The sequence below is a fragment of the Pseudobutyrivibrio sp. genome (assembly GCF_017471675.1).
In the GTDB taxonomy this organism is placed as follows: Bacteria; Bacillota; Clostridia; order Lachnospirales; family Lachnospiraceae; genus Pseudobutyrivibrio.
Genome location: NZ_JAFUSK010000065.1, coordinates 1 through 26,946, shown reverse-complemented (window position 1 = coordinate 26,946; position 26,946 = coordinate 1). Strand labels below are relative to the sequence as shown.

Genomic DNA, 26,946 nt, shown 5'->3' with positions numbered 1-26,946 from the left:
TCATCACCTGGTGTTACTATCGGCTCATCTGGGCTAGGTTCATCCCCTGGAGTTATAGGCTCATCCGGGTTCACCACTGGCTCACCTGATGGTGTAGCCTCCTTAATAGATTTCATAAGAGTAACAGTAACATCACCTCTTAATTCATCATTTCCAAATGCTCTGATTCCACCGCCTCTGATAAACTTGCTGCCAGAAACAGTTATGGCTTCATCAATATAAGCTTCAATCGAACACTTATCAACGTACACTGTGCCGCAAACCGCTTCACCATGTCTATATTCTCCACTTCTATTATCAAGTCCAACTGTACTATCATTTATGAAAAATCTTGTGTAGGAATCACCAGCCTTCTTCAGTTCAAAGCCTACTTCGCCCTTAGCATTTGTAAACTTAAAATCAACCTTTACTGTATCACTGTTTACATCCTTTAGAAGCTCATTAATTTCTGCTATAGATTTGTTCTTAGCATTTACAATCACATCACCCTCTACAGCTGATGTGTCAATATTCTTAATGCCAAGTGTTCCATTATCCTTCAGATAAAGCTGTCTTGGAAGACCAGCATAGAATGCCCAGCCTGCCTTGTAGTGGTCAAGCGGTGTACGATTACTTTCGCCATCAGCATTCTCCTGCATAATTGAGCAGATATATGTTTTTCCATCAGATGGATTAACATATACTGTAGGGCCAGTGAAGATGTTATCACCGTAATCCATTCTCTTAGCATCTGCAAAGTCAGGCTTGAACTTGCAGGTATTCTCATTAAATGTTCCAATGTAATACCATACGTCATTATCACCATGCTGTGGTGAAAATACAAACAAGAACTTATCTGTTGCATTGCCCTTCTTATCCTGAAGTGGAACCAGGTTTGGCATCTCCCAAACACGTCCATATTCAGATTTGTATTCATGGTTGTCAAAATAATTGCCCATTAACGAGCCCTTATATGTCCAGTTAAGACCGTTAAGGGAACCTGTCTTGCATGATTTTTCCCACTCATCAGCTGTCTTTGCTGTTGTTTCAAATACGTGGGCTACGCCTCTTCCATTGTCAGCTCCACCTACAACCATGTAGCGCTTGTTTCCGATACCAAAGGCTTGCGCATCTCTGAACTCACCAGGAGTTCCCATCTCGCTAGTCTGTGCCACTGCAAATCCTACAATCTCCCATTCAGTAAGCTCTGGGTCATCATAATTAACTGCCTTTGCAAGACCTACATGCTGGTTTGAACCATTGATTGGTCTTGAGTCATCACCTGCTGTGATAAGGAGCATAGGCTTACCATCAGAACTGAAAATAACATTTCCTGTCCATACACCATCTGGTGAAATAGTACCTGCTGTAGGAACAACAGCATCCTTAACATACTTCCATGAAACCATATCATCACTTGTCCAGTGTCCCCAAGATATGTTGTGCCAGTATGGTCCCTTCTGGTTGGACTGGTAGAACAAATGCCATTTGCCATTGTACTTAAACAATGAGTGTGGCTCGTTCATCCAGTTTGCTGGTGGTGTCGCGTGGAATGTAGGTCTGTAATAATCCTTTGAAAAATCTGACTGGGCATGTGCCTGCTCGTAGGTTAATTCTGGAAGGTCATAAGCCTTTTCTCTTATCTCATCAGCTGACAATGCCTTCTGAGTGATTGATACCTCATCGATTAATCCTGGAAACATTGTTCCATCAAAAAGATTATCTGCTACGATTATGCTCTCAGAGCCCTTACCAATTCTGATTGGAAGGTTTGCGCTTGCAATCATCTGATTCTTATCTACCTTTTTAGAACCAACAAGCTCACCATTTAGATAAACCTCCATAACACCTGCATCGCCATTGTAAACACCTGTTACATGACTCCAGGTGTAAAGTGGTACCTACTTGCTATCATCACTTGTCATTGCAAGCCACTGATTTCCTGTGCCAATTCTATATGTAAGATAACCATGCTTTGTAATTCCAAGAAGGAATCCTGCACGCTCTCTAGTGTTGTAAGAGCCTGCAATTACCTGTGCAATCTGGTCCTCTCTAGGATTGCTAGGTGCATCCCACATGAATGCACGTGGTGCAATATATGCATCTACTGTAAGTGCGCTGGTATCGATTCTCTCGTTTAACTCTATATAATTTGAATAACCATCAAAGTTCAGAGCATGACCACTTACACCATTTGGTCTGTATGGCATAACAGGTTCATCCTGATATGCAGGATTTTTGAAGACACTGTTAAGCTCTACAGTCTGCTTGCTTCCTGCTTTGTTGGTTACATCAAAGCCTTCACCTTCAAAGCTAAGTGAAACTATATCCTGCTCAAAGGTCATATTTGTCCAAGGCAATTTGATATCGCCATATTCATAGGCATCACCATTTTTTGCAACAGGTCCTACCACTGTATCGTATCCCTTTTCCACATCTGGTGCCTTTTCATAATATGTCTCAACATCATCAAAGAAGGCTAAAGCCCATGGTCCGTTAATCTTATTATCAGCAAGCTCAATGTAAAGAGGTTCACCAATGTAATCATAAAGATTAACAAAATATCGTCCCATATCAGCCCATGAACCCTTTCCTACATAAGGGAACTCGCTGTCATTAAAACGTGACTGTCTGTAGCTTCCAATCATGGTACCATCCAGCTTGTACACTCTAAATGATGCTGCATTACCACCCATCTTTACTGAAATCCAGCCGCTTCCAGATAACGTAAATACGGATGAGCGAATTGCCCAGCCTGCTGATTCATCACCTGTTACAGCCCAGCCATCAAGATGATAATCACCACCCTGATTGTAAGGAAGCTTTTCACCCCAGTATGTTTTAGCAGAAATAACGCCCTCGTATTTGCCAGATGAATTCTTTGAAAAAACATCAGGAGTAAGTACTTCCCAGCCTGTCAAATCACCTGTCTCAAATCCACCATTTTCAATGGTTTTCACTGAGTTATCCACCTTTACCACATTAAGTGTAAGTGTTTTATCCTCAGTCTTACCATCGTAGCTTCTGGTGTAGTTGATGATATATTTGCCTTCCTTTACAACCTGCTTGTAGGTGTCAGTTAAAGGCTTGCCATTAAATGTGATATCATTAATCACCACATCAATATCAACCTTTTTGCCGGTGTACTCCTCGATAATCTCTGTTTCAGATTTGATTAAATCTACGAAATCAACCTCAAGTCCTGCGTACTTTTCAAGTACAGCTGGAATATCCTTTTTGATTACGATGTCGTTGATAATTCCATTTTTCTTGTAGCAGCCTATAATGTAATCGCTGTACTCATCCTCTATATTTGCAATATCCTTAAGCTGACTATTCTGAAGAGCTATTACATCTTCTCTAGTCATGGATGTTCTAAAGTCATCAGCATTTATAAATGAAAATCCAGCGCCACTGCCATTTTCAATTACAAAGTAAAGTGTATCGCCAATGTTGCTTTCCAATCTATCGAAAACACGAATCAATGTTAATCCTGTCTTTGGGTCAGACCAGTTTTTGTTGGTGTATGTCTTAACAAGCTCATCACCGTCATCTGTTTCCTTATAGATTTTGATACAACCCTTTTCTTCAGTTGCAGCTGCGCCTATCATAAAGGAAATATATCCATCACCGCCTAGCTTAAAGCTTGAGGAACGAATTGCACCACTTTCGTTTTCCTTAGCTTCACCGCGCATACAATAATTGCCATGAATGTACATTGAACGACTTCCCCAATAAGTCTTTTCATCTGATACAACACCTACTGCATTGTTGTCATTAGTGATAGCTGTGCCATCCATTTTTGACCAGCCGGTAAAATCTCCTGTCTCAAAATCACCGTTTTCAATGTAGTTAGATATTTTCTGAACCTGATTCTCATCCAGCTCATCTGCCAGTGTGCTCACTGACATTTGGGACAAGGAAAATGCCGCTGCAAGTGTTAACGCTATTCCCTGCCTAAAAAACCTTTTCTTAAACATGTTTCTCCTCCTGTTTTTATGTGAAACGTTTCATCCAGAGTTAAAATTTTAATCCGCATTACTCAGCTGCGGATTCTTCGTGAAACGTTTTACATAAAATAGCATTAGAGCTAATTGCTGTCAATTATTTTTCTTCCCATTTATGCAGATTTGTCACATTCCACAATTATGATTCTTGTTTTTTAGCCAAATCGGTAAAAAATAGGTCCATCTCCATAATGGCACATCTCAGAAATATTTGCTTTATTCCTCAATACTTTAATATGGATAATCTTTGTCGTTGAACAAGCTGATTTTTTGCACATTTTCAAAAAATCGTCTTGAAATATAAGTGTTATTTGTTTGATTACATAATCCACTTATCACTCTTAAAAAAAACTTAAGTGCAAATAGACCTTTCTCCTAAAAAGCTTACTATTTCAGAAGAAAGTTAAGTGACATATAGCACATCTCCAATTACACTTACAAAAAATATAAGTGTTTTTTTATCTCAAGATTGAGCCACTTAAGTCACCCCTGAAAAAGTGCGTTTATTATAGGTTTTCTCCAAAAACACTTAACTTTTTAAAAATGGTGATAAGTGCTTTTCTTCTGTGAGCATATTCCGCTTAACAATTCCTGCAATAGTTAAGTGTATTTTAGCTTTTTTCATTTTACGTTAAGCATAGGAGCTGCTAAGATTAAGTTTATACCAAATAAGGAATCAACATAACAATGGCGCAGCCACATCTGTGGCTGCGCCATATATAAAAGAGAGAAATGAAAAAAAGATTGATTATCTGAAAATCTTAAATTTTAATGCGGCAAGTCCTGCACCTGCTAATGCAACTACACCAACTATAGCTAAGATAAATCCCATATTTGATTTATTATCATCTGCAAGTGTTGTATCTTCACCTGCTGCTGGGACAGTATCTTCTGCTATTTCTGTTGTATCATTATTAGTTGAAAGAGTGGAATCATCTACTGTTGTATCTGTAGAATCCTCTACTGTAACATCTGTATTATCTTCTGATACATCATTAGTAGCTGCTACCTGCTGATTGCTTCTAGCAGTATTATTTCTTCTTGCCTGTGTATTGTTAACTGATGCATTGCTACCAGCTGATAAAGCTCCTGCCCCACCACTATTTGCAGTAGTTGCTTTATCCCCACCAGCAGTGTTTCCACTACCTGCAGGCTTGCTGCTTTGAGATGCACTGCCTGCGCCTGCATTTGAAGAAGAGCTGCTTTGTGAGCTGCTACCACTAGTTTGTCCTGAAGGCTTAGTACCTGATGATGTGTTGCCATCAGTCTTGCTGTTATCTTCCTTGCTGGTCTTTTTAACAACAGCAGTGCTAGTTCCTACTAATGTCATCTCTTCTATACTTTCTGGAGAAACCGCCTCAGTAGGAATGTAATCAGGATCCAATTCCTCACTTTCCTGCTCCACTGTTTCTGCCACTATAGAAATATCATCACCTAAATATCCCAAATGGAAGTCATCAATATTTGCCCATTTGCCTGAGGACATATTTCCCTTAATTCCTATAGTAAGAGTGCCATCAGTAACCTTTGCCTTTACAGCGTATAGCTCGTATGGGCCATTACCTCTTGCAATGGTATCTGTGCAGGTTTCGCCATCACCATTTGTAGCATAGAGGCATAGGTCATCATCTGAACCATAATCACCATGTCCAAAACCTGATACTACGTAGTATCCATTATCAAGACCTTCTATCTTCTGATAGGTGTCTACTTTAAAATCACTGTTAGCCCAAGGTGCAAGGTCATAGGTGCCATGACTTTGATTCTTTCCAGTTCTGCATCCACCTGCATCTCCACCATTTGTCCAGCCACTAACTGATTTTCCGTCAAATGTAGGATTGCTGATAGTAGATGTCTTGTCATCTCCAAATCTAAGACTAATATCTATGCTCTTAGAGCTTGATACTGTAATCTTTCCTGCTGTTGTTGGAAGTGAATCGTACTGCTTGTCAGGTGTAGATGTTGCAACAATTACATACTCTCCACCAGGCAATGATTCAAACTCAAAATGACCATCTGAATCTGTTCTTGCCTCATATCTATCACCGTAATCTGCCTCATTTGGACGAGCAATTACAAGAACATCTGAAACAGCATCACCACTTGCGTTTCTTACTGTTCCTGCTACCTTGCCCTGTTCTTTGCCCAGCATGGCATCAGATTTAACTGTGGTAAATCCTGCTGCAACCTTTGTTTCAGCTTCCCCACCTAAGGCAAGTGAATAACCACTAAGCGAATATTTCATTGAATAGCTGCCTTGGTTTACATTATCAAAGCTATATTCACCGTTTTCATCTGTGGTAGCTTCAAATTCCTTGCCCTCGCCTGAAAGCGCAACCTTAACTCCCGCCAAGGCCTTGCCTGATTTGGTTACTACACGTCCCTTTACTATTCCAGTGGTACTAGTTGCTTTGATAGTTGCAACAGTATTATCACTGGAAGTCTCAGCCATTTTAACTGCAACCCCATCACCAGATGCTTCAATGCTGTAGGTTCCCTCAGGGATGTGATTAATCTTGTATTCCACCTCACCATCACTGGCTTCAACTGCTGTTTCGTAGGTTTTACCAGTGGCATCTGTTGCCTTTACTTTAATAGTCTTTCCCACAGTTGCGCTGTCGCCAGAAATCTTTCCTGTTAAAGTTCCTGTAGCGTAATCCTTTACATCACTTTTTTTGAAGGTAAGGTCATCCGCATAAAGGACTGTGCCATCACCTTTTGCATGAATACCAACTGTAACCTGTCCATTTTCCACAACTACATTCTTAAGTGTCACTTCAGTGTAAGCTTCATTTGCTGTAAGTACCTTCTGTCCGTATGTCACGCCCCCGCTAGTAGCATATAAACTAAGGTCACTGAAGCCCTCTGTATTTTTAAGCTTTGCTGAAAAATCATAGATTCCATCAGCTAAAGCTACATCCTTTGTAGAGAGAAGCGTCTGGCTAATCTGTTCCTCGTAAGCCCCCTGGCCTGACATGATAAGTGCATATTTTCCTGTAACACATTCCTTAGTGTTTGTAATACTGCCATTTCCATCTAGTATCTCTTCATTCCATCCAACGAAGTCTGTTACAGTGATTCTATCTGCATCGAAGCTGCCGTTTTTCACGTAATTGTTTTCACCAGAAACCTTCCACTCACCTGTTTCTGCGTTTAATTTCCATGAGCTAACTGAATTGAAAAATGGCTTTCCATTTTCGTCAAATGAAAGTGGACACCATACATTGTAGCCATCACCATTGTCGGCAAAATCTGACCACCTATCTCCGCAGAAGATTACTGTATCCTGCTTTGAGCCTCTAACTGTATAGAAAAATCCAGTCTGGCTTACGTGACAATAATCGTCACTGGCTCCATCCATCAACTCCATATTAGTGGTGACTGGTCTCGATTTAAGATACTCATCATCAAGACTATCTAACACCAGATAATATCCATGGGATGCATTCCAGCCGTACAAATCAGATGCGCACACATAATACTTTCCGCCATATTCAAACATGCAGTTGCCTTCACGGCCTGCGCCTGAATATATCATTCTGGATTCATCCAAGGTTACAATGCCATCACTGCCCTTTACTACCTTAGACAAATACATTTTGCCACGGCCACTTCCATAGGAATAAAGCAAATATCCCTGGCCTGTAGCTGGGTCAACAAAAACAGTCTGGTCACCTGTGTTTGTTGTGCCGATATAGCTTTTCATATTTACACGGTTGTTCCAGGTGAAATGACCATTTGGCTTGTCTGAAGTCATAATCAAAACCTGCTTGCTCCAACCATCTGTCTCCGCCTTAGTGTTTCCTCTGTTGGCATTATCAATGCTATTGTCAGCATCGTCACATTCATGCTGAACAAGCAATGCGTATGTGCCATCTAAAAGCTTGGTAACACCTAATCGTCCTACCCATGCAGCCTGCTGTCCCTCCATGATTGTCTCGTTATAAACATCCTCAGGAGTAGCAATAATACCTTCGTCCGTCCAGTTAACTAAATCTGTTGATGAATAACATGTGATTCCTACGAAATGATTTTCGCTAGATAACACCTTAGTCTCAGGATAGGTTACTGCCTCGGCATATTTAACGCCATACCAGTAGTATTTTCCATCAAACTCAAATATCCCTCCACCTTGAGAATAGATGAAATTACCATCCTTGTCTTTGAAAAAAGTGTCATTGGTGATTTGTTGAAATTCTCCGTTTTTTGCCTGCACTGATGGCATTGTACCCATTATAGGCATACTTCCAGCCAACATAGTAGCAGCGCACAAAAAGGATGCCGCCTTACTTATTTTCCCCATCATCATTCCCCCTAAATGATTGTTTTATTAAAATCTAGTAAAATTTTAGTTCTTTTAGTAAAACTTTACAATTAGCCATATTTACTAAAATTTGATGCTTAAAAATGGTAAAAAAATGCCCTCACACAATTATGTGTAAGGGCTACGTCATGTATATTCGCTTTATTTTACGCTTTCACGCTCTGTTATAGTAGTAGGAACCATAATCTTAAGGGGCATATCCGCCTCCTTTAGCATACACCTATTCAGGAAGAACACTGCTGCCTCAGCAATCTGTGGAAGTGGAATGTGGATTCCTGAAAGCTGAGGATTAGTCATGGTAGCAAGTGCTGTGTCGTTGTAGGACAAAACACTAAAATCATCTGGGACCGTAAAGCCCTCAGCTTCGATAGCACGAAGTACCCCGATTGCTGTAGGCTCGTTAAAGGTAAAAAATGCACTAACTCTATCTGATTCCTTGGTGGTTGCAAAATATTTCTGAATGCTTTCAGAGGTGCCGCTGGAGCCGCTAGGTGTATCAATGTGGCATGCCTTTAAATCAGGGTATTCCTTTACCACATCATCAAATATGCGACGACGGCTTTCGATTATTTTGCCTGCTCTGGAATCCAAGGTATATTTAACACCGGTAAAGGCTATGCTTCTATGTCCCTTGCCATATAGATAACCAACACCCTGTCTGATGCCAGTCTCGTAATCAGGAACAACTGAAGTGTATTTTTCAGTGGCTGGGGATGAATCGATAAATACAATATTCCTGGTCCATTTTTCCATAGCTGCTACCCGCTCTGCCGAAAACTGACCGATTGCAATAATCCCATCTACATTTCCAGAAATATTTATATACTCACCAGTCTCTTCATCAAAGCGAAATGCAATGGGCTCAAGCTTCATATCGAAAAGGCTTTTTTCCACGCTGTTTCGCATATAGATGTAGTAGGAATCCTTGAAATGATCCATCTCATATTCCATTTCAACAATTCCCACTTTAAATGATTTCTGAACCTGGCGATTCCTTTCCACACGTTTGCTAGGGCTTTTATAATTAACCTTCTGGGCAGCTTCAAAGATGGCGCTTCTAGTAGATTCCGCTACACTAAAGGTCTCGTCCTCGCTAAGCACCCTGGATACTGTTGTAATAGAAAAGCCTGTTGCCTCTGATATTTCTTTTAATGTGGCCATAAATTCCCCCGTTTAATAATTTTAGTAAAATTGTAGCATTTTAGATAAAAAAAGTCACTCCGGAAATCCCAGAGTGACTTGTGAAATGAAAATTAGCTACTGTACATCCATGTAAAGGTTGCTTGAAACGCTTCCAGAACCATTAAAGCCAAACTCTACGTTTCCACCATTTGCGATTGAAGAGTTCCAATCAACTGGTGTGATTACATAGTATTCGCCTGACTCCTTAACGTTAACATTCCAGCTTGAATCCATCTTTACTTCGCTCTTCTTAAGCAAAAGCTTCCAACCATTTACAGTCTTACCTGTATTGTTAGAAATCTTGATGCTAGCTGTGTAGCCACCGCCCCAGCTGTTGATAGAAGCTTCTGCCTTAAGGCCTGTGTCAGCCGATGGCTGCTCTGCTGGCTGTGAAGGCTCTGGGTTAGTAGGCTGTGGATTAGATGGCTGTGATGAAGGCTTTGAATCCTGTGACTGACCTCCTACAGGTTCAAAAATCCACTCTTGGTTAGGATTTCCATAGTATAACCACTGGCATACGTTTGTGCCATCTGCCTTTTTATGCTCATATACATCCACATATCTGACAGCATTAGATACCTTTGTACCGATAGTGTATACACCGCTCTTCTTTGTATTCTTAACGATGAACTGCTGTGCATCATGTCCATAAGCTGTGTAAATCTGAAGATTAGCACCATCTTCATCTGCTCCATTGGCAACATCAAGCATGTAGTTACCAAGGCCAGACTTAAGAGTGATATAGCCATTTCCTACATTTTCTACATACCATTTCTGGCCCTGTACACCTGTACCTGTGCTGATGATTACATTAGTAGCTGGTGCTGCTTTGTCATCAGTAACTGTAAGATACTTCTGGGAATTTGTATTCTTAAGATAATACCATCCATTAGCAATGCTTGCTGTTGAATTCGTATTTACGTTTTGACCACTTGGCTGTGTAGGCTGTGGCTCGTCAGTTACGGTGCTGCCATTAGCATCTGTTGCCTTCCATCTATCAAATGCAAAGCTTCCGCGGAATACAAGGCAGATGTCCTTTGTACCTGTTACATTCTTTACATTTGCTGTGAAATCCTTGAATGAACCATTTGTTGCAGATACATTTATTGTTCCAAGAAGTGTTCCGTTCTGAGAGCCCTCTCTTACTTCAATGCTTCCATTTCCGTTACTCTGAACAGTTGCAGTGATAGCTGAAACGCCCTTTGTAAACTTAACACCCTTTGTCTTTGTGAAATCACCATTGTTGATATCAGATACCCAAGCGCTTCCATCGCCGTTACCACGTACCTGGATGCCAGCCTGAGTGAACATTGTCTCTGCCTGTACCCAATCGTATGGGTTAACAGATGGGTTCATAGGAACACCATTTAATGTCTGCTTGATTGTATTAATTCTTCCGTTTGAAACATTAACCCTATCAATGTGAGTTGTTCTATATCCAAGGTTTCTTTTTACTACCTGGCTCTCAACAGTGTGTGTATGATATGCCATGTAGTACTGACCCTTGAATTCAAAAATCTGATGATGGTTGTTTCCATCAGAGCCTCTGAATGAAGAGCCTGGGTTTGCCATAATCTCACCCTGGTGTGTGAAAGGTCCCATTGGGTTACGGCTTGTCATTACCTGGATTGTTGCGTTTCTGAAACCATTACGGCAGTTCCAGTTTGAGCAATATGAATAGTAATATGTGTTACCAATCTTATTGATTCCTGAATCCTCAAAAAGATAAGGAGCATCAAGCATAGCTGCTGTGCCAACAGTACTAATCATGTCGTTACCAAGCTTAATAACACGTGCTGTTCTAGGATGAGCCTCCTGTCCTCTTGGAACGCCACCACCAAAGTAAAGGTAGCCTGTTCCATCGCTATCTACAAGGACAGCTGGGTCGAAGAGCCATTCTACATTACAGTTAGGTGTTGATTTTGTAATGAAAGCTCTGCCTATTGGATCACGCCATGGACCTGTAGGGCTATCAGCTGTTAATACGCCGATTGAGCTTGCATTGTTTGCAAAATAAAGGAAGAATTTATCCTTACCATTAATTCTCTTCCAGCAAACTGTTGGTGCCCATGAGTTGTTAGCCCACTTTGCTGCACCATTTCTGCCTGCAATATTAAATGCACCATGGTCAGTCCAGTTAACTAAATCCTTAGATGAATAGCAGTTAAGCTGATTAATCTTGCCGTAGGTGTTTTCGTTGTTACCTGCAAACTCTTCGCTGTCGTTGGTGGTATAGATATAAACTGTGTCGTTGTATACCATAACACCAGGGTCTGCACCGTAGCTTTGTGTTACCAGAGGATTGTTTTCGTTATCCCCCTTAACATAGCTTCCATTTATTACTGTAGCAGCGTCTACATCTACAGGAAGGCTTACAAATAGGGCTGCAGATAATGCTAGCCCTAACATTCTTTTAATATATTTATTCATAAAAATCCCTCGTAATCATTGTTATTAACAAAATGGCTTGAGGGGGATGTTAGTTTAGTTATTAGTTACCTGACAAATATATTACTGAACATCCATGTAAAGGTTGCTTGAAACGTTTCCAGAACCATTGAATCCGAACTCTACGTTTCCACCATCAGCGATTGAAGAATTCCAATCAACTGGTGTGATAACGTAGTATTCACCTGACTCCTTAACGTTAACATTCCAGCTTGAATCCATCTTTACTTCGCTCTTCTTAAGCTTAAGTGTCCAACCATTTACAGTTTTACCTGTGTTGTTAGAAATCTTGATGCTAGCAGTGTAACCGCCGCCCCAGCTATTGATAGAAGCTTCTGCCTTAAGACCTGTAGCTGCTGGCTGTTCTGCTGGTTGTGGTTTGCTCTGTGGCTGTGGATTGATCTGTGACTGTGAAGCTGACTGGTTGTTCACTGGCTCGAAAATCCACTCCTGGTTAGGGTTGCCATAGTATAACCACTGACATACATTTGAACCATCTGTCTTCTTATGTTCGTAAACGTCCACATATCTTACAGCGTTAGAAACCTTTGTACCGATAGTGTATACGCCACTCTTCTTTGTATTCTTAACGATGAACTGCTGTGCATCATGTCCGTAAGCAGTGTAAATCTGAAGGTTTGCACCATCTTCATCTGCACCGTTTGCAACATCAAGCATAAATTCGCCAAGACCAGACTTAAGTGTGATATATCCATTTCCCTTGTTTTCAACATACCACTTCTGTCCCTGCACACCTGTGCCCTTGCTGATTACTACATTTGTAGCTGCTGCAGCCTTGTCATCAGCAACTGTAAGGTACTTCTGAGAATTTGTATTCTTAAGGTAGTACCAACCATTTGCAATATTTGCTGTAGAATTGTTGTTTACATTCTGACCACTTGGCTGTGTAGGCTGTGGATTAGTTGGCTGTGGCTGTGGATTAGATGGCTGTCCAAGTACCTCTGTGTATGCCTGGATAACCTTGTTGTATGACTGCTTTGGTGAGCCAGGAACTGAGAACAACAATGGAGCCTGATTCTTAACCCATGTTGTCTTGTCTGAAAGTCCCCACCATGTAACGCCTGTAATCTTGCCGCCGTTCTTCTTCGCCTTATTGATATTCTTGAAAAGGTTGTATGCATAGTTAGCCATGTCATAATCACCCTTGTTAGAAATATCAAGCTCTGTAATCTGAACTTCAAAGCCTGCACGGAGGAATGAGTTAAGTGCGTTTGTGTAATAATCAACTGATGGGAAATTTGTTCCAAGGTGAGACTGCATACCTACACCTGCACAAACCTTCTTGCCCTGGTTGATGTAATTAACAAGCTTGATAACATCATTAACTTCCATGTATGTGTTGTAATCATTGTAGAAAAGCTTTACAGAATCCTGAAGCTTGAAATACTCAAGTGTCTGATAAGCATAGTTAAATGCCTTCTTTACATAAGTTGCATTTACCTTGTTATTTCCATAAACTGCTTCCCAGCCTGAGTTTTCTGCATGAAGGATTTCGTTTGCAACATCCCATGCATAAACAACGCTACCATACTGGTTTAAATATACGTGGTTCATAACTGTCTTTACATACATCTCAAGACGTGCATCCATAACCTGCTGATTTACGAAACCTCCGTATCCAGCATAGTTACTTCTGAAGAACCATGAAGGTGTCTGTGAATGCCATACTAATGTATGAGCTCTCATCTTAAGACCATTGTTGTAACAGATTTTCATAACTTCATCTACTGTACTGAAGTTAATCTGTGGAACATAAGACTCACGATAATTATCAGGAATATAGTAGCCCTGATTCTTAGCCTGTGAAACAGAGATAAGTCTAGCTGAACCTCCCAACAAAGCATCTGGCTTCATCTCGTTTTCCAGTGTAATACTGTTGTAATGCTTCTTTAAAAATGCCAGCTGATTTGCATCACGAAGCTGATACAAATTGATACATGTTCCTGAATAACCATATGAGGAACCATATGTATTCAGAAGAGTTGTTTCTGCCGCCTGAGCAGTGAGCGATGGAGTTGATACGCACATTGTAAGGGCGCAAGCAACTACCAAGAGCTTGCTCATTAAGCTCTTAAATACTTTCCTTTTCATCTTACATTTCTCCCTTAAAAAATGATTTAACTCATCTCCCCTCAAGCCAAAAACATTTTAACTTAAATTTAGTTTTAGTATTTTCTAATTGTTGCTTTTTAACTTCTAATTCTTGCTATATTTCGCTAAAATTACGAAATTGTTGCATAATGCACAAAAATACTACGGATTTCTTGGGATATTTTTGGATTCACAAAATTTTCTTCTTTATGACGTATAATAAATTCACGTTATAAATTACAGTTAAAAAAGGTTATGGTGATTGTTATGGAACGATTTAAGAATTATTTTTTTAAACTATTTAGCACAGCTTTTGTGTTCTTATTTGCTTTTACAAGCATTTTCTCATTTGTATCAAATGCCCAGGCATCAGATGTTGAAATCGTAAAAGATTCATCTACAGATAAAACTACAGGAAAAAGGACATTAACAGGACCTTACCTTACTAACTTTGATGCCCCTGCCTTTAATAAGCCTTTTGATAATATAGCAACTATACAAACCAATGAAGGATATCAATGGGACATTCCTGTTATTTGGATTGATGAAAAGGGGTGTGTAGCAACCACCTGTTTAAGAGGCATAAGCTATGCTCCAGTATTCGCCTTCTATGTTCCTGAAAACGTAGTACTAACAGGAGATGATGGAAGTACCAATTTCTCTATCAAGATGCCAGAATTTCTGACTACCTTGTATAAGGATGCGAGCTTCCTTTCTGTTTCAAATCCTTCCACCAAAATCACATTTATCACCACTAGCTCTATAGTTGATTTTGTTGGAGAAACATTTACCACTCCTGATGTAGAGGCTGCGCTTTTCACAGCCTACAATCTAAGTGATACGGCAGCTGCGCCGGTTAGTTCAGGTAGTACAAATAACGGTGGGCAAGGTCAGGCTACTCCTGCTGCACCTTCAAATAATGCTACACCTGCACCTTCTCCTAATCCAACCCCTTCACCTTCTCCTACACCTGATAAGGATTTAGTAGAAATCCATTGTAGCGCAGGAGCAATTGAGCTACTTGGTAAAGAAAACCTAAGCTGGTTTACTAACCTTATAAGAAATGTTATAGAACCACAGGCTGTAAATCTGCTTATGGAATCTTTCCCATCATATTCGATAGCAGCTAATACTACTGGAAGAGATGAACTAGGCAGAAAAATTGGTTTATACATTTATGACGAACGTCGCCAAATTGATAAAGAAAAGGACACAGAAGATGTATTAGCTTATGTTGATTCCACATACGATAAAAATAATAACTCTGCATATTCTTATTTCATAGGCGTAAATACTGGAACTCTGTATGATTATGATAAATATACTGACAAAATAGTCTTTGATAATAGTCAACTTCATAATTTAAACAATACACTGGTACATGAACTTATGCACGCTTTCATGAACGACTATACCAGGGTTGGAATGGAAGGAACAGTGCCTTATGATAACCTGACAAAGAAAGATAACATGTTTCCACTATGGTTTATAGAAGGTAGTGCATCATCTGTAGAAAACGTCTATGAATATAGACAAAGGCATTTTCAAGCAATGAGAACCTACACTGATGAAGCTGGAAATCAGGTTGTTAATGATACTTACACTAAAGAATTACTCCTTTCATTTTACGCTAACTTTGACGATGAGGATTATGGTGGTGCTAGTATCAGTACAACTAAACCTGATTATGATCATGAAACCAGGAATACAACCAGTAGATATGTCACCGGCTATCTTGCATGCATGTATCTTTCAAAGCTTGCGGTAGATAGTGGTCATGTATCAACCTATAGCTCTGTGCTAAACGATAATACCAATGAATTTGATTCCCAAGCTATACGCTTCGGTTTTGATTCAATACTTTATGAGCTACATAATGGTAAAACATTAGATACTATAGTAAATGAAATCTCAGAAGGCCAATATGCAAACACAGCTGGTTTTCAAAATGCATTTTTAACTGAAAATGATGGTTCTGTAGATTTTTGTGTAGACTTCCTTAATTATCTAAATGATGTGTCCAAAAAGCTTACTGAGGAAAATGGTGGGGAAGAAACTTTGGCAAACGGTTCCATGCTTCTTCCTTTCGACACCGAGAAGCGTTCACCTTTACCGTTGGATGATAAATTACCTTCTAACATGCCAGCTCAGACACATTACATAATTACTGATAACAATGATTTTGAACCATCCACTGTGGCTGAAATAGACACCTATGACCAGGGAGGTTTGTCGTATCCAGGTATCGTATATACGAATAATGATAATATGGTTAGTGAACCTGAGGATAATGATAATTAACTTTTAGAGTCAAAAGGAAGCGCCCCTGAATGAGCGCTTCCTTTTTATTGACTATTTCCACTTTTTAATTAATGCTGGATAAATTGCCACTGCAAATAACATCATTAAAAATCTAGCTACGAAATTACCCCAATTAGCGCCAAGCATTCCGGCAAATATTGCTGCACCCATAAATTCCTTCCAGGATAGAACAATTACAACACCGATAAATCCAAGCATTGGAAGATTCTTAGAACCTTCCGGTATTTCATATTTAACATTATGCCTTTCAATGTAAGAACCTACTACAAATCCTAAGAACATACCTGCTGACTTAAAGGTATCCTTCATCATCTTCACTGGATCTACAAGAAGCTCTCCATCCACATAATCCATAGGATAAGGCTTAACCTGAATGTAAACAAGCACCGCAATTACAAGAAGTACGCCACATACAGTTAATATATCCTTAGCTTTTTCTTTTCCTTCCAGCTTGTCCTGAACCTTTGATATGATGAACATCAATATTGCTGTTGCACCAAATCCAACTGCAACATCCTGTGGTGTATGAACTCCTAAGAAGTTTCTAGAAAATGCGGTAAGCACCAGCATTACAATACATATCACTGACACCCATCTTCTCTTGTTCCACTGCCACACTGCTGCTCCTCCATAATGGATAGTGGCATTGGTGGTATGCCCACTAGGGAACGAATAACCGGTGGCCGCCACCTTGGAATCTCCTGCCGGTTCTATCAAATCTGATCTAATCCATGGTCTGTAGGCACAGGCTGTTAATTTAATAACGCCATTTAATAGCTCACCACCATTGTACCATGCCAAGAATCTGTAACCCCATTTCTTGTTTACACACCAGTAAACCATAAATGGAAGCATTGGCATAACGTCCACAGCTATCTTTGAAAGGGCATTGAAAAACTCATCAAATACGCCTCCTGTGGCATTTCGCAAATCCTGCAATAACAATAAATATTGAATATCCAATTGCATAACTCCCTCCTGTCTAATATATTTTAAATCCACTTAGATGATACTTCATTGATTAACAGTTTTCTAGTTTTTCACCAAAGTTTCACAAAGTGTCTATATTGCAACATTTTATCCAAACACCTGCGGGAGTCTGCAATCATCTTTAATGTACCAATTACGCAGCTGGCTTGATATTTTTCAAATCTAACTGCTGTCCAGGTCGAATCACATTAGGGTCAGATATCACATTCTTATTATTCTCATATATCTGTCTCCACAGATACTGATTGCCAAGCACATCCTTTGCAATCTTGCTTAGATAGTCGCCTGGCTGCACCACATAGATATCTGTAGCAGGCTGTGCACCAGAAATCATATATGTATCGTAATATTTGTCATATAATCCAAGGCAGGCATCAGCCCCTGGATTTGCAGAAATTGATTTTTCTATTACAGTTTCCCAAGAACCATATTTAGCATAGAAAAATTCTGCTGTACCACCATTTTCATTTCCATAAGTCTCCAAATTACTTTTCTTCACCTTTGCCAAGCCTTCCGGGTCATCCTTGTAAGATGCGAGTCGGATTTCATTTCTTTTAGCACTAACCACTCTGGCAATTTCTTCTGTTGATTTTCCAGCTTGTTTCATAGAAATCATTATTTGATAAAGCTCCTGAATACTTGCATGATATTCTTCTCTTTGAGCTCTCATAGCATCTACAGTAGCCTTATCGGTCCAATCATAAGAGGCGTACTCCTTTAATCTTTCAGATTCAGGACTAGGTGAAAATCCATATACAGCATTATCGTTTACAACAATATCCTTGGCAGCCTTTGGATTATCCATAGGATTATGCACATATTGGCTCTGTGCCGCCAGTGCCATTCCTTTCATAGATAACACCAACGCAAATGTAAATACTAAGGTAACAATTCTGTTTAATGTTTTTTTCATATCAATTTTTACCTCCTATACATCATATACAGTGTCATTCTACAAAAGAAATGTTAAATAATCGTGATATGCTATCTTCCTATGAACGCAAAAAAATCCCGTGGAAGTCCCACGGGATTTCGTTTTATCTGGCGGTTAAACCACTGCCATCACTATCAATTGTAATTGTAGTGCCTTCACCTATATCACCACCTAAGATTATCTTGGCTGCCATTGTCTCAACATTCTTTTGAATATATCTTCTAAGTGGACGGGCACCGTATACTGGGTCATAGCCCTGGTCGATTACAAACTGCTTTGCTGCAGGAGTAAGTTCTATGTGAAGCTGTCTATCAGCAAGTCTGTCGTTTAATTCCTGCATAATCAAATCTACGATTCCACCTATGTTAGCCTTTGTAAGAGGCTTGAACATAATGATTTCATCTAGTCTGTTTAAGAACTCTGGACGGAAGGAATTTCTTAGCTCAGTCATGACTAGCTCATTTGTCGCGTGAGTGATTTCACCTGTGTTCTCATCAATACCTTCTAGTAAATACTGAGAGCCAAGGTTACTTGTCATGATTATAATTGTGTTTTTGAAATCCACTGTACGTCCCTGAGAATCGGTGATTCGTCCATCATCAAGAACCTGAAGCAGTACGTTAAATACATCTGGATGAGCCTTTTCAACCTCATCAAAAAGTACTACCGAATATGGCTTACGTCTTACTGCCTCTGTAAGCTGACCGCCCTCATCATATCCTACATATCCTGGAGGCGCTCCGATAAGTCTAGACACGCTAAACTTTTCCATGTACTCGGACATATCAAGACGAACCATTGCATTTTCATCATCGAATAGTGCCTGTGCAAGTGTCTTAGCAAGCTCTGTCTTACCTACACCAGTTGGTCCTAAGAATAGGAATGAACCAATTGGCTTTGTAGGATCTTTGATGCCTGCCTTTGAACGGATGATAGCTTCTGATACAAGCTTTACTGCATCATCCTGTCCCATTACACGCTTGTGTAATTCCTCATCTAGGTGAAGTGTCTTGCTGCGTTCACTTTCGTTAAGTTTTGCAACAGGAATGCCTGTCCATCTTGAAATGATTCTTGCGATTTCATCCTCTGATACATTTTCATGAACAAGGTTTGCATCCCTGGCTTTAAGCTTTTCTTCTGCTGCTGCAAGCTTGCTTTGAAGCTCTGGAAGTCTGCCATACTGAAGCTTTGCTGCCTCCTCAAGGTCATACTTTTGCTGTGCAATCTTTATCTGACCCTGAACATCATCAAGCTCTTCCTTGACCTTTGCAACATCTTCAACCAGCTTCTTTTCATTATCCCAAGCAGCCTTTTTGGTGTTGTACTCATCTCTTAATTCAGACAGTTCTTTCTGAAGGTCTGCAAGTCTATCCTGAGAGAGCTTGTCAGTTTCCTTCTTAAGAGCAGCCTCCTCAATCTCTAACTGCATTACTCATCTGTTCATCTCATCTAGCTCTGCTGGCATTGAATCAAGCTCTGTCTTAATCAGTGCACATGCTTCATCCACAAGGTCGATGGCCTTATCTGGAAGGAATCTGTCTGAGATGTATCTATTTGAAAGAGTGGCAGCTGATACTAAAGCGCCATCTGTAATCTTTACGCCGTGGAATACTTCGTAGCGTTCCTTAAGTCCACGTAGAATAGAGATAGTATCTTCAACTGTTGGCTCGTCTACCATAACAGGCTGGAAACGTCTCTCTAATGCGGCATCCTTTTCGATGTATTCTCTGTATTCATCAAGTGTTGTTGCACCGATACAGTGAAGCTCACCGCGGGCAAGCATTGGCTTTAGCATGTTGCCTGCGTCAAGTCCACCGTTGCCATTCTTACCAGCGCCGATGATGGTGTGAAGCTCATCGATGAAGAGGATGATTTCGCCGTCAGAATTTTTAATTTCATCAAGGACTGCCTTTAATCTTTCCTCAAATTCACCCTGATATTTAGCACCTGCAATCATGGAACCAATCTCAAGTGAGAATACCTTTTTATTCTTAAGTGCATCTGGCACATCTCCTCGCACGATACGCTGTGCCAAGCCCTCTACTACCGCTGTTTTACCAACACCTGGCTCACCAATAAGCACTGGGTTGTTCTTGGTCTTACGGCTAAGGATTCTGATTACATTTCTGATTTCCTCATCACGGCCAATAACTGGGTCAAGCTTGTTTTCTCTAGCTCTTTCAACCAGGTCGTAACCATATTTTTCAAGTGTGTCGTAGGTAGCCTCTGGATTATCCGTATTTACGGTTTGGTTACCTCTGACTGTTGCAAGCACTGCAAGGAATGCGTCTCTTGTAATGCCAAAGCTCTTGAAAATGTTCTTAACAGGAGTGCTAGGCTTTTTAATCATGGCAAGCATCAGATGCTCTACTGAAACGTAGCTATCTCGCATTGACTTGGCCTCATCCTCAGCGTAGGTAAGCACATAATTTAAATGCTGGCCTATTCTAAGGTCACCTCCCTGAACCTTGACTCTAGCCTGCAGCGCTGCATCTACAGCATTTGTAAACTGAGCCACATCTATATTCATCTTGCTAATCAATGAAGGAATCAATCCGTTCTCCTGACGAAGCAGTGCCATCAACAAATGCTCCTGCTCTATCTCCTGATTGCCATAATCCATAGCTATCTTCTCACAGGCATTGATTGCTTCAATTGATTTCTGTGTAAATTTCTGGATGTTCATAATATCTCCTTTCTCCCACCGAAGGCTTCTCCCTCTGGGAGAAGCTGTCAGCTTTAGCTGACTGATGAGGGTTTCTCATCTACTGATTATGTTTTAACACAAAAATTAGCACTCGACAAGTGTGAGTGCTAATAATTTATATTTATTTAATAATTACAAAATCTCTAGCTGCTATGCCACGATTTATTTGGCCTGTGAGCTATTTCCTGGATTCCCCATGTCTTGTCTTAAAATTGTTAAGTGAAAAAGTTTTTTTAGAATATTCACTTACTTCTTTACCACATACATCTAAATTACAATGTGAACAGTGATACTACATGTTTACTGAAAGCTAAAATATGTACTATACTGTTAAAAAATGTTAGAGAAAAGGAAATGCTTATGAAAAAAGGACTAGTTATGGAAGGTGGTGCCATGAGAGGCATGTTTACCTGCGGAGTAATCGATGTTCTCATGGAAAATGGAATTGAATTTGATAATGCGGTAGGTGTATCTGCTGGCGCTACATTTGGACTTAATATTAAATCAAAACAGATTGGCAGACCACTTAGATACAACAAAAAATATTGTAATGATAAACGATATGCCAGCATCAAATCACTGATAACAACAGGAGATATATACAATGTGCCATTTTGCTACGGCACTCTTCCTTATGAATTAGATATATGGGATGTGGATACATTTTATAGCAATCCTATGGACTTCTATTGTGTAGCAACAGATATTAAAACCGGCCAGGCCGTGTACCACAAATGCGATAATTACGATACCACTCCGGAAGGCGCTGATATCAGCTGGATTAGAGCATCAGCATCTATGCCTGTGGTTTCACGCCCAGTGGAGATTGACGGTGGCGTATATCTTGATGGTGGTATGTCAGATTCCATTCCGCTTAAGTTTATGGAGTCTCAGGGCTGCGACAAGATACTTGTAATCGAAACTCAGCCAGCTGACTATGTGAAAAAGCCTCAGAAATACATGGGATTGATTAAGCTTATGCTAAGCAAATATCCTAAGATGATAGCTACAATGGCTGGCCGCCATGACATGTACAACAGCCAAAAGTCATATATTAAATCTAAGGAAGCAGCTGGTGATGTCTTTGTCATCCGCCCAGATGCTCCACTTCACATCGGGGCCACTGAAAAGAACCCTGATGAGCTGCAACGAGTGTATGACAAGGGTCGTCGCATAGCCATAGAACGATTAGATGATTTAAAGAAATACTTAGCTTAGTCTATTGAATATAAAACTCAGAGTGCTAGAATTACTGTTGCAAAATTAAAGGACACAAAGGAGATCTATATGAAAAAATTATTAGTAGTTCTATGTGCACTTGCGCTTACTGCAACAGCTTGCGGAAACAAGGAAGAGGCTGTAAATAATGCAGAAGCTACAACACAGAAGGCTGAAGAAAACAAGACAACAGAAAAGGCTGAAAGCGCAATCAACTTAGATGAATACATAGGCGATTACGTAAACGAAGAAACAGGCGAGGTTACTATCAGCAAAGATGGCGACAGCTACGCTATGAGCGTAACTATTTACGGCCTTGCAAATATGGATGAAGGACAGGTAATGCCATTTGAAAATGGAGTAGCTTTTTACACAATCGACCCAAGTGGCAGCCCTATGACACTTTCATTTAGCAAGACAGATGATGAAGCATATACACTTAAAGTAGAATCAAGTTCATGGGCTGATTTGGAAAATGGTACAGAATACGAAGGCTTCCGCAAGGATAATGCTGATGTTGCAGTTCAGGGTACTTCAGATTTAGAAGATGGCGTGTACTACACAACATTAAGCAATGAGCCAGCTGAATATGCCAAAGAATACGCAACAAGCTTTATGCTAGAGTCTGATCATGTAGCTGTAGATGCATCATTTAGCAAAATCGCTGATGATGGTTTCACAAAGCTTGATAATTTTGAGAATAATGTTTACAACATCGCCATCGATGGTAACACAAAGTTCTTAGCAGGTGGCGGCGAAGGCGAGCCACAGTACATGAGCGCTACAGAGTTCAACGACTACATTGAGCAGTGCATGGGCTCAGGACTTGGTCTAAATATCATTATTAAAAATGGGGTAGCTGAAGAAATTGGAATTTGGTCTTAATTAAATAAGAGGTCCCTTGGCAAATGCCATGGGACCTTTCTTATTTACATCCTTCCATAGTAGATTAATTCGAAAGCACAATAAATTCGTATGGTCTTAAAACCAATCTATCGCCTTCAACTAATGCATCTTCATTATAGTTATCAAGAATTACCTGTGTATCAGAAATCTTATTTTGAAGAGAAGGCGCAAGCTTCATTTCTAACTGGCTTTCAGATAGATTTCCTATCACAATCAAATGCTTGTCTAAAAGGACACGTTCATAACAGATAACATCCTCTGGAACATCTGTGATAAATCTTATGGAACCTTCAGATACAATCTTGTTTTCCTTGCGAAGTCTGATTAATTTTTTATAGAATGACAAGATAGAATCTTCGTCATCAAGCTGGGATTCCACTGTGATAGCCTTGCCAAAGGAAGGCACCTCAATCCAAGGCTGTCCCTTTGAAAAACCTGCATTTGCACTAGAGTCCCACTGCATTGGTGTGCGGCAATTATCACGTGAGCGCTCATTAATAATATGAATAGCTTCCTCTTTTGTTTTTCCCTTGGCTAACAAAATCTTATAGTAATTTAAGCTTTCCACATCCTTGTACTGATTAATATCAGTAAAATGAGTGTTCAACATACCAATTTCTTCCCCCTGATAGATATAAGGGGTTCCACGCATCAGATGAATAATTCCCGCAAACAGTTTGCCAGATTCCTTCCAATATTTATCCTCATTACCAAATCTTGAAATAGTACGAGGCTGATCATGATTGGTCCAGAATACTGCATTCCAACCACCTTTTTCACACATCTGCTCCTGCCATTCTTTAAACAGCGTCTTTAATGCAGATTTATCGTATGGCATAAGCTCCCACTTGTTGCCATTTTTGTAGTCTACCTTCAAATGATGAAAACTAAAGACCATAGAAAGTTCTTTTTCAGCTGGATTAGAATACTTAACACAATTATCAATGGTGGTTGAAGACATTTCACCTACTGTAATCATATCTTCTATTCCCGTGTCTTTCACCAGTTCCTTAAGATACTGATGTACACGCTTTCCATCTGTATAGAACCTTCTGCCGTCGCCTTCATAATCATTTTCTAATTCATCTGGCTTGGAAATAAGATTGATAACATCAAACCTAAATCCGCTTACTCCCTTATCCTTCCAGAATCTGATGATGCTTTTTAGCTCCTCACGAACCTTAGGATTCTCCCAATTTAAATCGGCCTGAGTTACATCAAAAAGATGCAAATACCACTTCTTCAAATCAGGTACATATTCCCATGCACTTCCACCAAATTTTGAAACCCAGTTTGTAGGAGGAGTATTTTCATCTCCTTCTACAAACATGTAATAATCCTGATACTCCTTATCTCCAGCCAAAGCCTTTTGAAACCATTCATGCTCGGTAGATGTATGATTAAAAACCATGTCAAGCATCAGGCCGATGCCACGTTTATTAGCTTCCTTCGATAATTCATCAAAATCAGCCATGGTTCCAAATCTAGGGTCGATATTTATATAATCTGCAATATCATACCCGTTATCCCTTTGTGGAGATACGAAAAATGGAGTGAGCCAAATGTAATCTACACCTAAATCCTTGAGATAATCCAGCTTTTCCTTAACCCCCCTAAGGTCGCCGATACCATCTTCATTTGTATCATAAAAAGATCTAGGATATATTTGATAAACTACTTTATCCTTAAAATCTGACATTTAATTGCCTCCAAGCACGACGCATACAACTGTATCTAACTTTCCTGCGTCCTTAATCTCCTTTTTGCTAAACTGCATTAGCTTATCACCAGCCTTAACTGTCTGGCCTTTTTCTACTAAATATTCAAAGCCCTTTCCACCCATCTGTACTGTATCAATACCTACGTGGATAAGAACATCTGAACCGTTAGCTGCCTTGATTCCAATAGCATGCTTGCTATCATCCATTGTCACAGTAACTATACCATCACAAGGTGCATAAACTGTTTCATCTTTTGGTGTGATGCCAATTCCATCACCCATTAGCTTCTTTGAAAAAACTTCGTCCTGAACATTCTCAAGAGCTACTACATCACCGGCAACAACCTGTGTTAAATCGATTCCATTTACAACTGGATGCGCCACTACTGTTTCTGTAGAAGCAGTATCTACTGTATCACACTCTTCTACCTCACCATAGATATCTTCTGGAGTAAGCTTCTTCTTTCCAACAATAACAGTAAGAACAAATGGTACTGCGATGGCAACAACCATTGCAAGTGCGAAAATACCCATGTATCTAGTCTGGATTGATAGGATTCCAGGGATACCGCCAACACCGATTGAGTTGGCCATAACGCCTGAACCTACTGAAATAACTGCTGCGATGCAAGAACCAATCATAGCGCTGAAGAATGGGAACCCGTACTTAAGGTTAACACCAAACATAGCTGGCTCTGTTACACCAAGGTAGCATGAGATACATGCAGGAATTGATACTTCCTGTGTCTTAACATTCTTCTTCTGAAGGAAAATCATTCCAAGTACTGCAGAACCTTGTGCAATATTTGAAAGTGCAATCATTGGCCAAAGAATAGTTCCACCAAAATCAGCAACAAGCTGAGTATCGATTGCGTTAGTCATGTGGTGTAATCCTGTGATTACAAGTGGTGCATAGAAAAGACCAAATACACCTGCAAACAACCAGTTAACTGTGCTTGTAAGACCAGCGTGAACGCCTGCTGAAATCCATGAACCAATCTTCCAACCGATAGGTCCTAAGATAAAATGTGAAGCCATAACTGCAAGTACCAATGAGAAGAATGGAACTACAATCATAGATATTACCTTTGGACAAATCTTATTGAAGAACTTCTCTAAAAATACCAGGCAGAAACCTGCTAAGATTGCTGGAATTACCTGTGCCTGATAACCAATCATATTTACCTGTGTGAAACCAAAATCCCACTTTGGAATAGCATCAGCTGCTGCACCTGCAACACCATAAGCATTAAGAAGCTGACCTGATACTAATGTACATCCAAGGACGATACCAAGGATTTGAGTTGTACCCATCTTCTTGGTGATAGACCAGCAAATACCAACAGGTAGCATGTGGAAAATAGCCTCACCTATAAGCCATAAGAAGCTATGAACACCTGCCCAAAACTGTGACTGCGAAACGATAGTGCCATTTCCAAAATCGATTTCACCAATAACATTTCTAAAGCCAAGAATCAAACCCCCAACAACAAGTGCTGGAATGATTGGAGCAAATATTTCAGCGATAGATGCCATAATCTGCTGCAATATATTCTGATTCTGCTTAGCCTGCTTTTTTACCTGTTCCTTTGAAACTCCTTCAAGGCCTGAAACAGCTGTGAAGTCATTATAGAACTCCTGCACTTCCTGTCCGATAATAACCTGGAACTGACCCGCTTGAGTAAAAGTTCCTTTTACCCCTTTAATTTTTTCAATACCACTAACATCTGCCTTAGCTGGGTCATTAAGCACGAATCTCATTCGTGTAACACAATGTGACACAGCTGCAATGTTTGCCTTGCCCCCTACAAGCTCAAGTAGTTGCTTGCTTTGTTCGGTAAACTTTCCCATGACAATCTCCTTTATCCTTCGTCAAAACTATTAACCACACCTGTTTAAACAGGTCATGCATTATATATACCATAGCTGTTTAAACAGGTCAATACTTTTTTTAAAAAAAAGGGGCTGTTAAAAAACTCCCCTAAAAGGTAAGGAGTGAAATCTTCGGATTTCACTCCTCTTTTATTAAAAAAATGAGCCACAGACCTATGGCTGTGACCCAAATCCGGTATATAATATACCTATGCTAACCACTAC

Annotated in this window: 13 protein-coding genes and 1 pseudogene; 3 read left to right on the top strand and 11 right to left on the bottom strand. The window is 40.0% G+C overall.

Features of this window, described 5'->3' with window-relative positions; genetic code table 11:
• The 6 genes from IJ535_RS10300 to IJ535_RS10275 all read right to left on the bottom strand — a co-directional run.
• The coding region (locus tag IJ535_RS10300; RefSeq protein WP_294302255.1) for a LamG-like jellyroll fold domain-containing protein at positions 1-1,823 on the bottom strand (1,823 nt) is incomplete at its 3' end.
• A 57-nt stretch (positions 1,824-1,880) separates the two neighbouring features.
• Positions 1,881-3,959 carry a hypothetical protein gene (locus IJ535_RS10295; protein WP_294302252.1) on the bottom strand — a complete coding sequence of 693 codons (2,079 nt, stop codon included), beginning with the start codon at positions 3,957-3,959 and terminating at the stop codon, positions 1,881-1,883.
• 775 nt (positions 3,960-4,734) lie between these two features.
• Positions 4,735-8,289 (bottom strand): carboxypeptidase regulatory-like domain-containing protein, encoded by a 3,555-nt coding sequence (locus IJ535_RS10290; protein WP_294302250.1) that lies wholly within the window; start codon positions 8,287-8,289, stop codon positions 4,735-4,737.
• Positions 8,290-8,451: 162 nt separating this feature from the next.
• Positions 8,452-9,471 carry a LacI family DNA-binding transcriptional regulator gene (locus tag IJ535_RS10285; protein ID WP_294302247.1) on the bottom strand — a complete coding sequence of 340 codons (1,020 nt, stop codon included), beginning with the start codon at positions 9,469-9,471 and terminating at the stop codon, positions 8,452-8,454.
• A 96-nt stretch (positions 9,472-9,567) separates the two neighbouring features.
• Positions 9,568-11,922, bottom strand: a complete 2,355-nt coding sequence (locus IJ535_RS10280) for a family 43 glycosylhydrolase (RefSeq protein WP_294302244.1) — start codon at positions 11,920-11,922, stop codon at positions 9,568-9,570.
• Positions 11,923-12,003: 81 nt separating this feature from the next.
• Entirely contained in the window at positions 12,004-14,052 is a 2,049-nt protein-coding gene (locus IJ535_RS10275) for an endo-1,4-beta-xylanase (protein WP_294302241.1), read from the bottom strand.
• 267 nt (positions 14,053-14,319) lie between these two features.
• On the opposite strand from IJ535_RS10275, the gene IJ535_RS10270 reads away from it, so the two are divergent.
• Positions 14,320-16,353, top strand: coding sequence for a hypothetical protein (locus tag IJ535_RS10270; RefSeq protein WP_294302238.1), 2,034 nt, complete (start codon positions 14,320-14,322; stop codon positions 16,351-16,353).
• 51 nt (positions 16,354-16,404) lie between these two features.
• Here IJ535_RS10270 and IJ535_RS10265 read toward each other — a convergent pair whose 3' ends face one another.
• The 3 genes and pseudogenes from IJ535_RS10265 to clpB all read right to left on the bottom strand — a co-directional run bounded on the left by IJ535_RS10265 (position 16,405) and on the right by clpB (position 20,984).
• Positions 16,405-17,343 carry a phosphatase PAP2 family protein gene (locus tag IJ535_RS10265; RefSeq protein ID WP_294302236.1) on the bottom strand — a complete coding sequence of 313 codons (939 nt, stop codon included), beginning with the start codon at positions 17,341-17,343 and terminating at the stop codon, positions 16,405-16,407.
• 154 nt (positions 17,344-17,497) lie between these two features.
• Entirely contained in the window at positions 17,498-18,277 is a 780-nt protein-coding gene (locus IJ535_RS10260) for a LysM peptidoglycan-binding domain-containing protein (protein WP_294302232.1), read from the bottom strand.
• Between the two features lie 124 nt (positions 18,278-18,401).
• Positions 18,402-20,984 (bottom strand): annotated as a pseudogene (gene clpB / locus IJ535_RS14190) (ATP-dependent chaperone ClpB).
• Positions 20,985-21,365: 381 nt separating this feature from the next.
• Here clpB and IJ535_RS10250 point away from each other — a divergent pair.
• The gene (locus IJ535_RS10250) at positions 21,366-22,223 is read left to right on the top strand and encodes a patatin-like phospholipase family protein (RefSeq protein ID WP_294302231.1); all 858 of its coding nucleotides are present in this window, start codon (positions 21,366-21,368) and stop codon (positions 22,221-22,223) included.
• Positions 22,224-22,292: 69 nt separating this feature from the next.
• Positions 22,293-23,108 carry a hypothetical protein gene (locus tag IJ535_RS10245; protein ID WP_294302228.1) on the top strand — a complete coding sequence of 272 codons (816 nt, stop codon included), beginning with the start codon at positions 22,293-22,295 and terminating at the stop codon, positions 23,106-23,108.
• Between the two features lie 64 nt (positions 23,109-23,172).
• Here the strand turns inward: IJ535_RS10245 and treC are convergent, their stop codons facing one another.
• The gene (treC, locus tag IJ535_RS10240) at positions 23,173-24,828 is read right to left on the bottom strand and encodes an alpha,alpha-phosphotrehalase (RefSeq protein WP_294302226.1); all 1,656 of its coding nucleotides are present in this window, start codon (positions 24,826-24,828) and stop codon (positions 23,173-23,175) included.
• Complete coding sequence (gene treP / locus IJ535_RS10235) at positions 24,829-26,700, bottom strand: PTS system trehalose-specific EIIBC component (RefSeq protein ID WP_294302222.1); 1,872 nt, start codon at positions 26,698-26,700, stop codon at positions 24,829-24,831.
• Between the last annotated feature and the right edge of the window lie 246 nt (positions 26,701-26,946).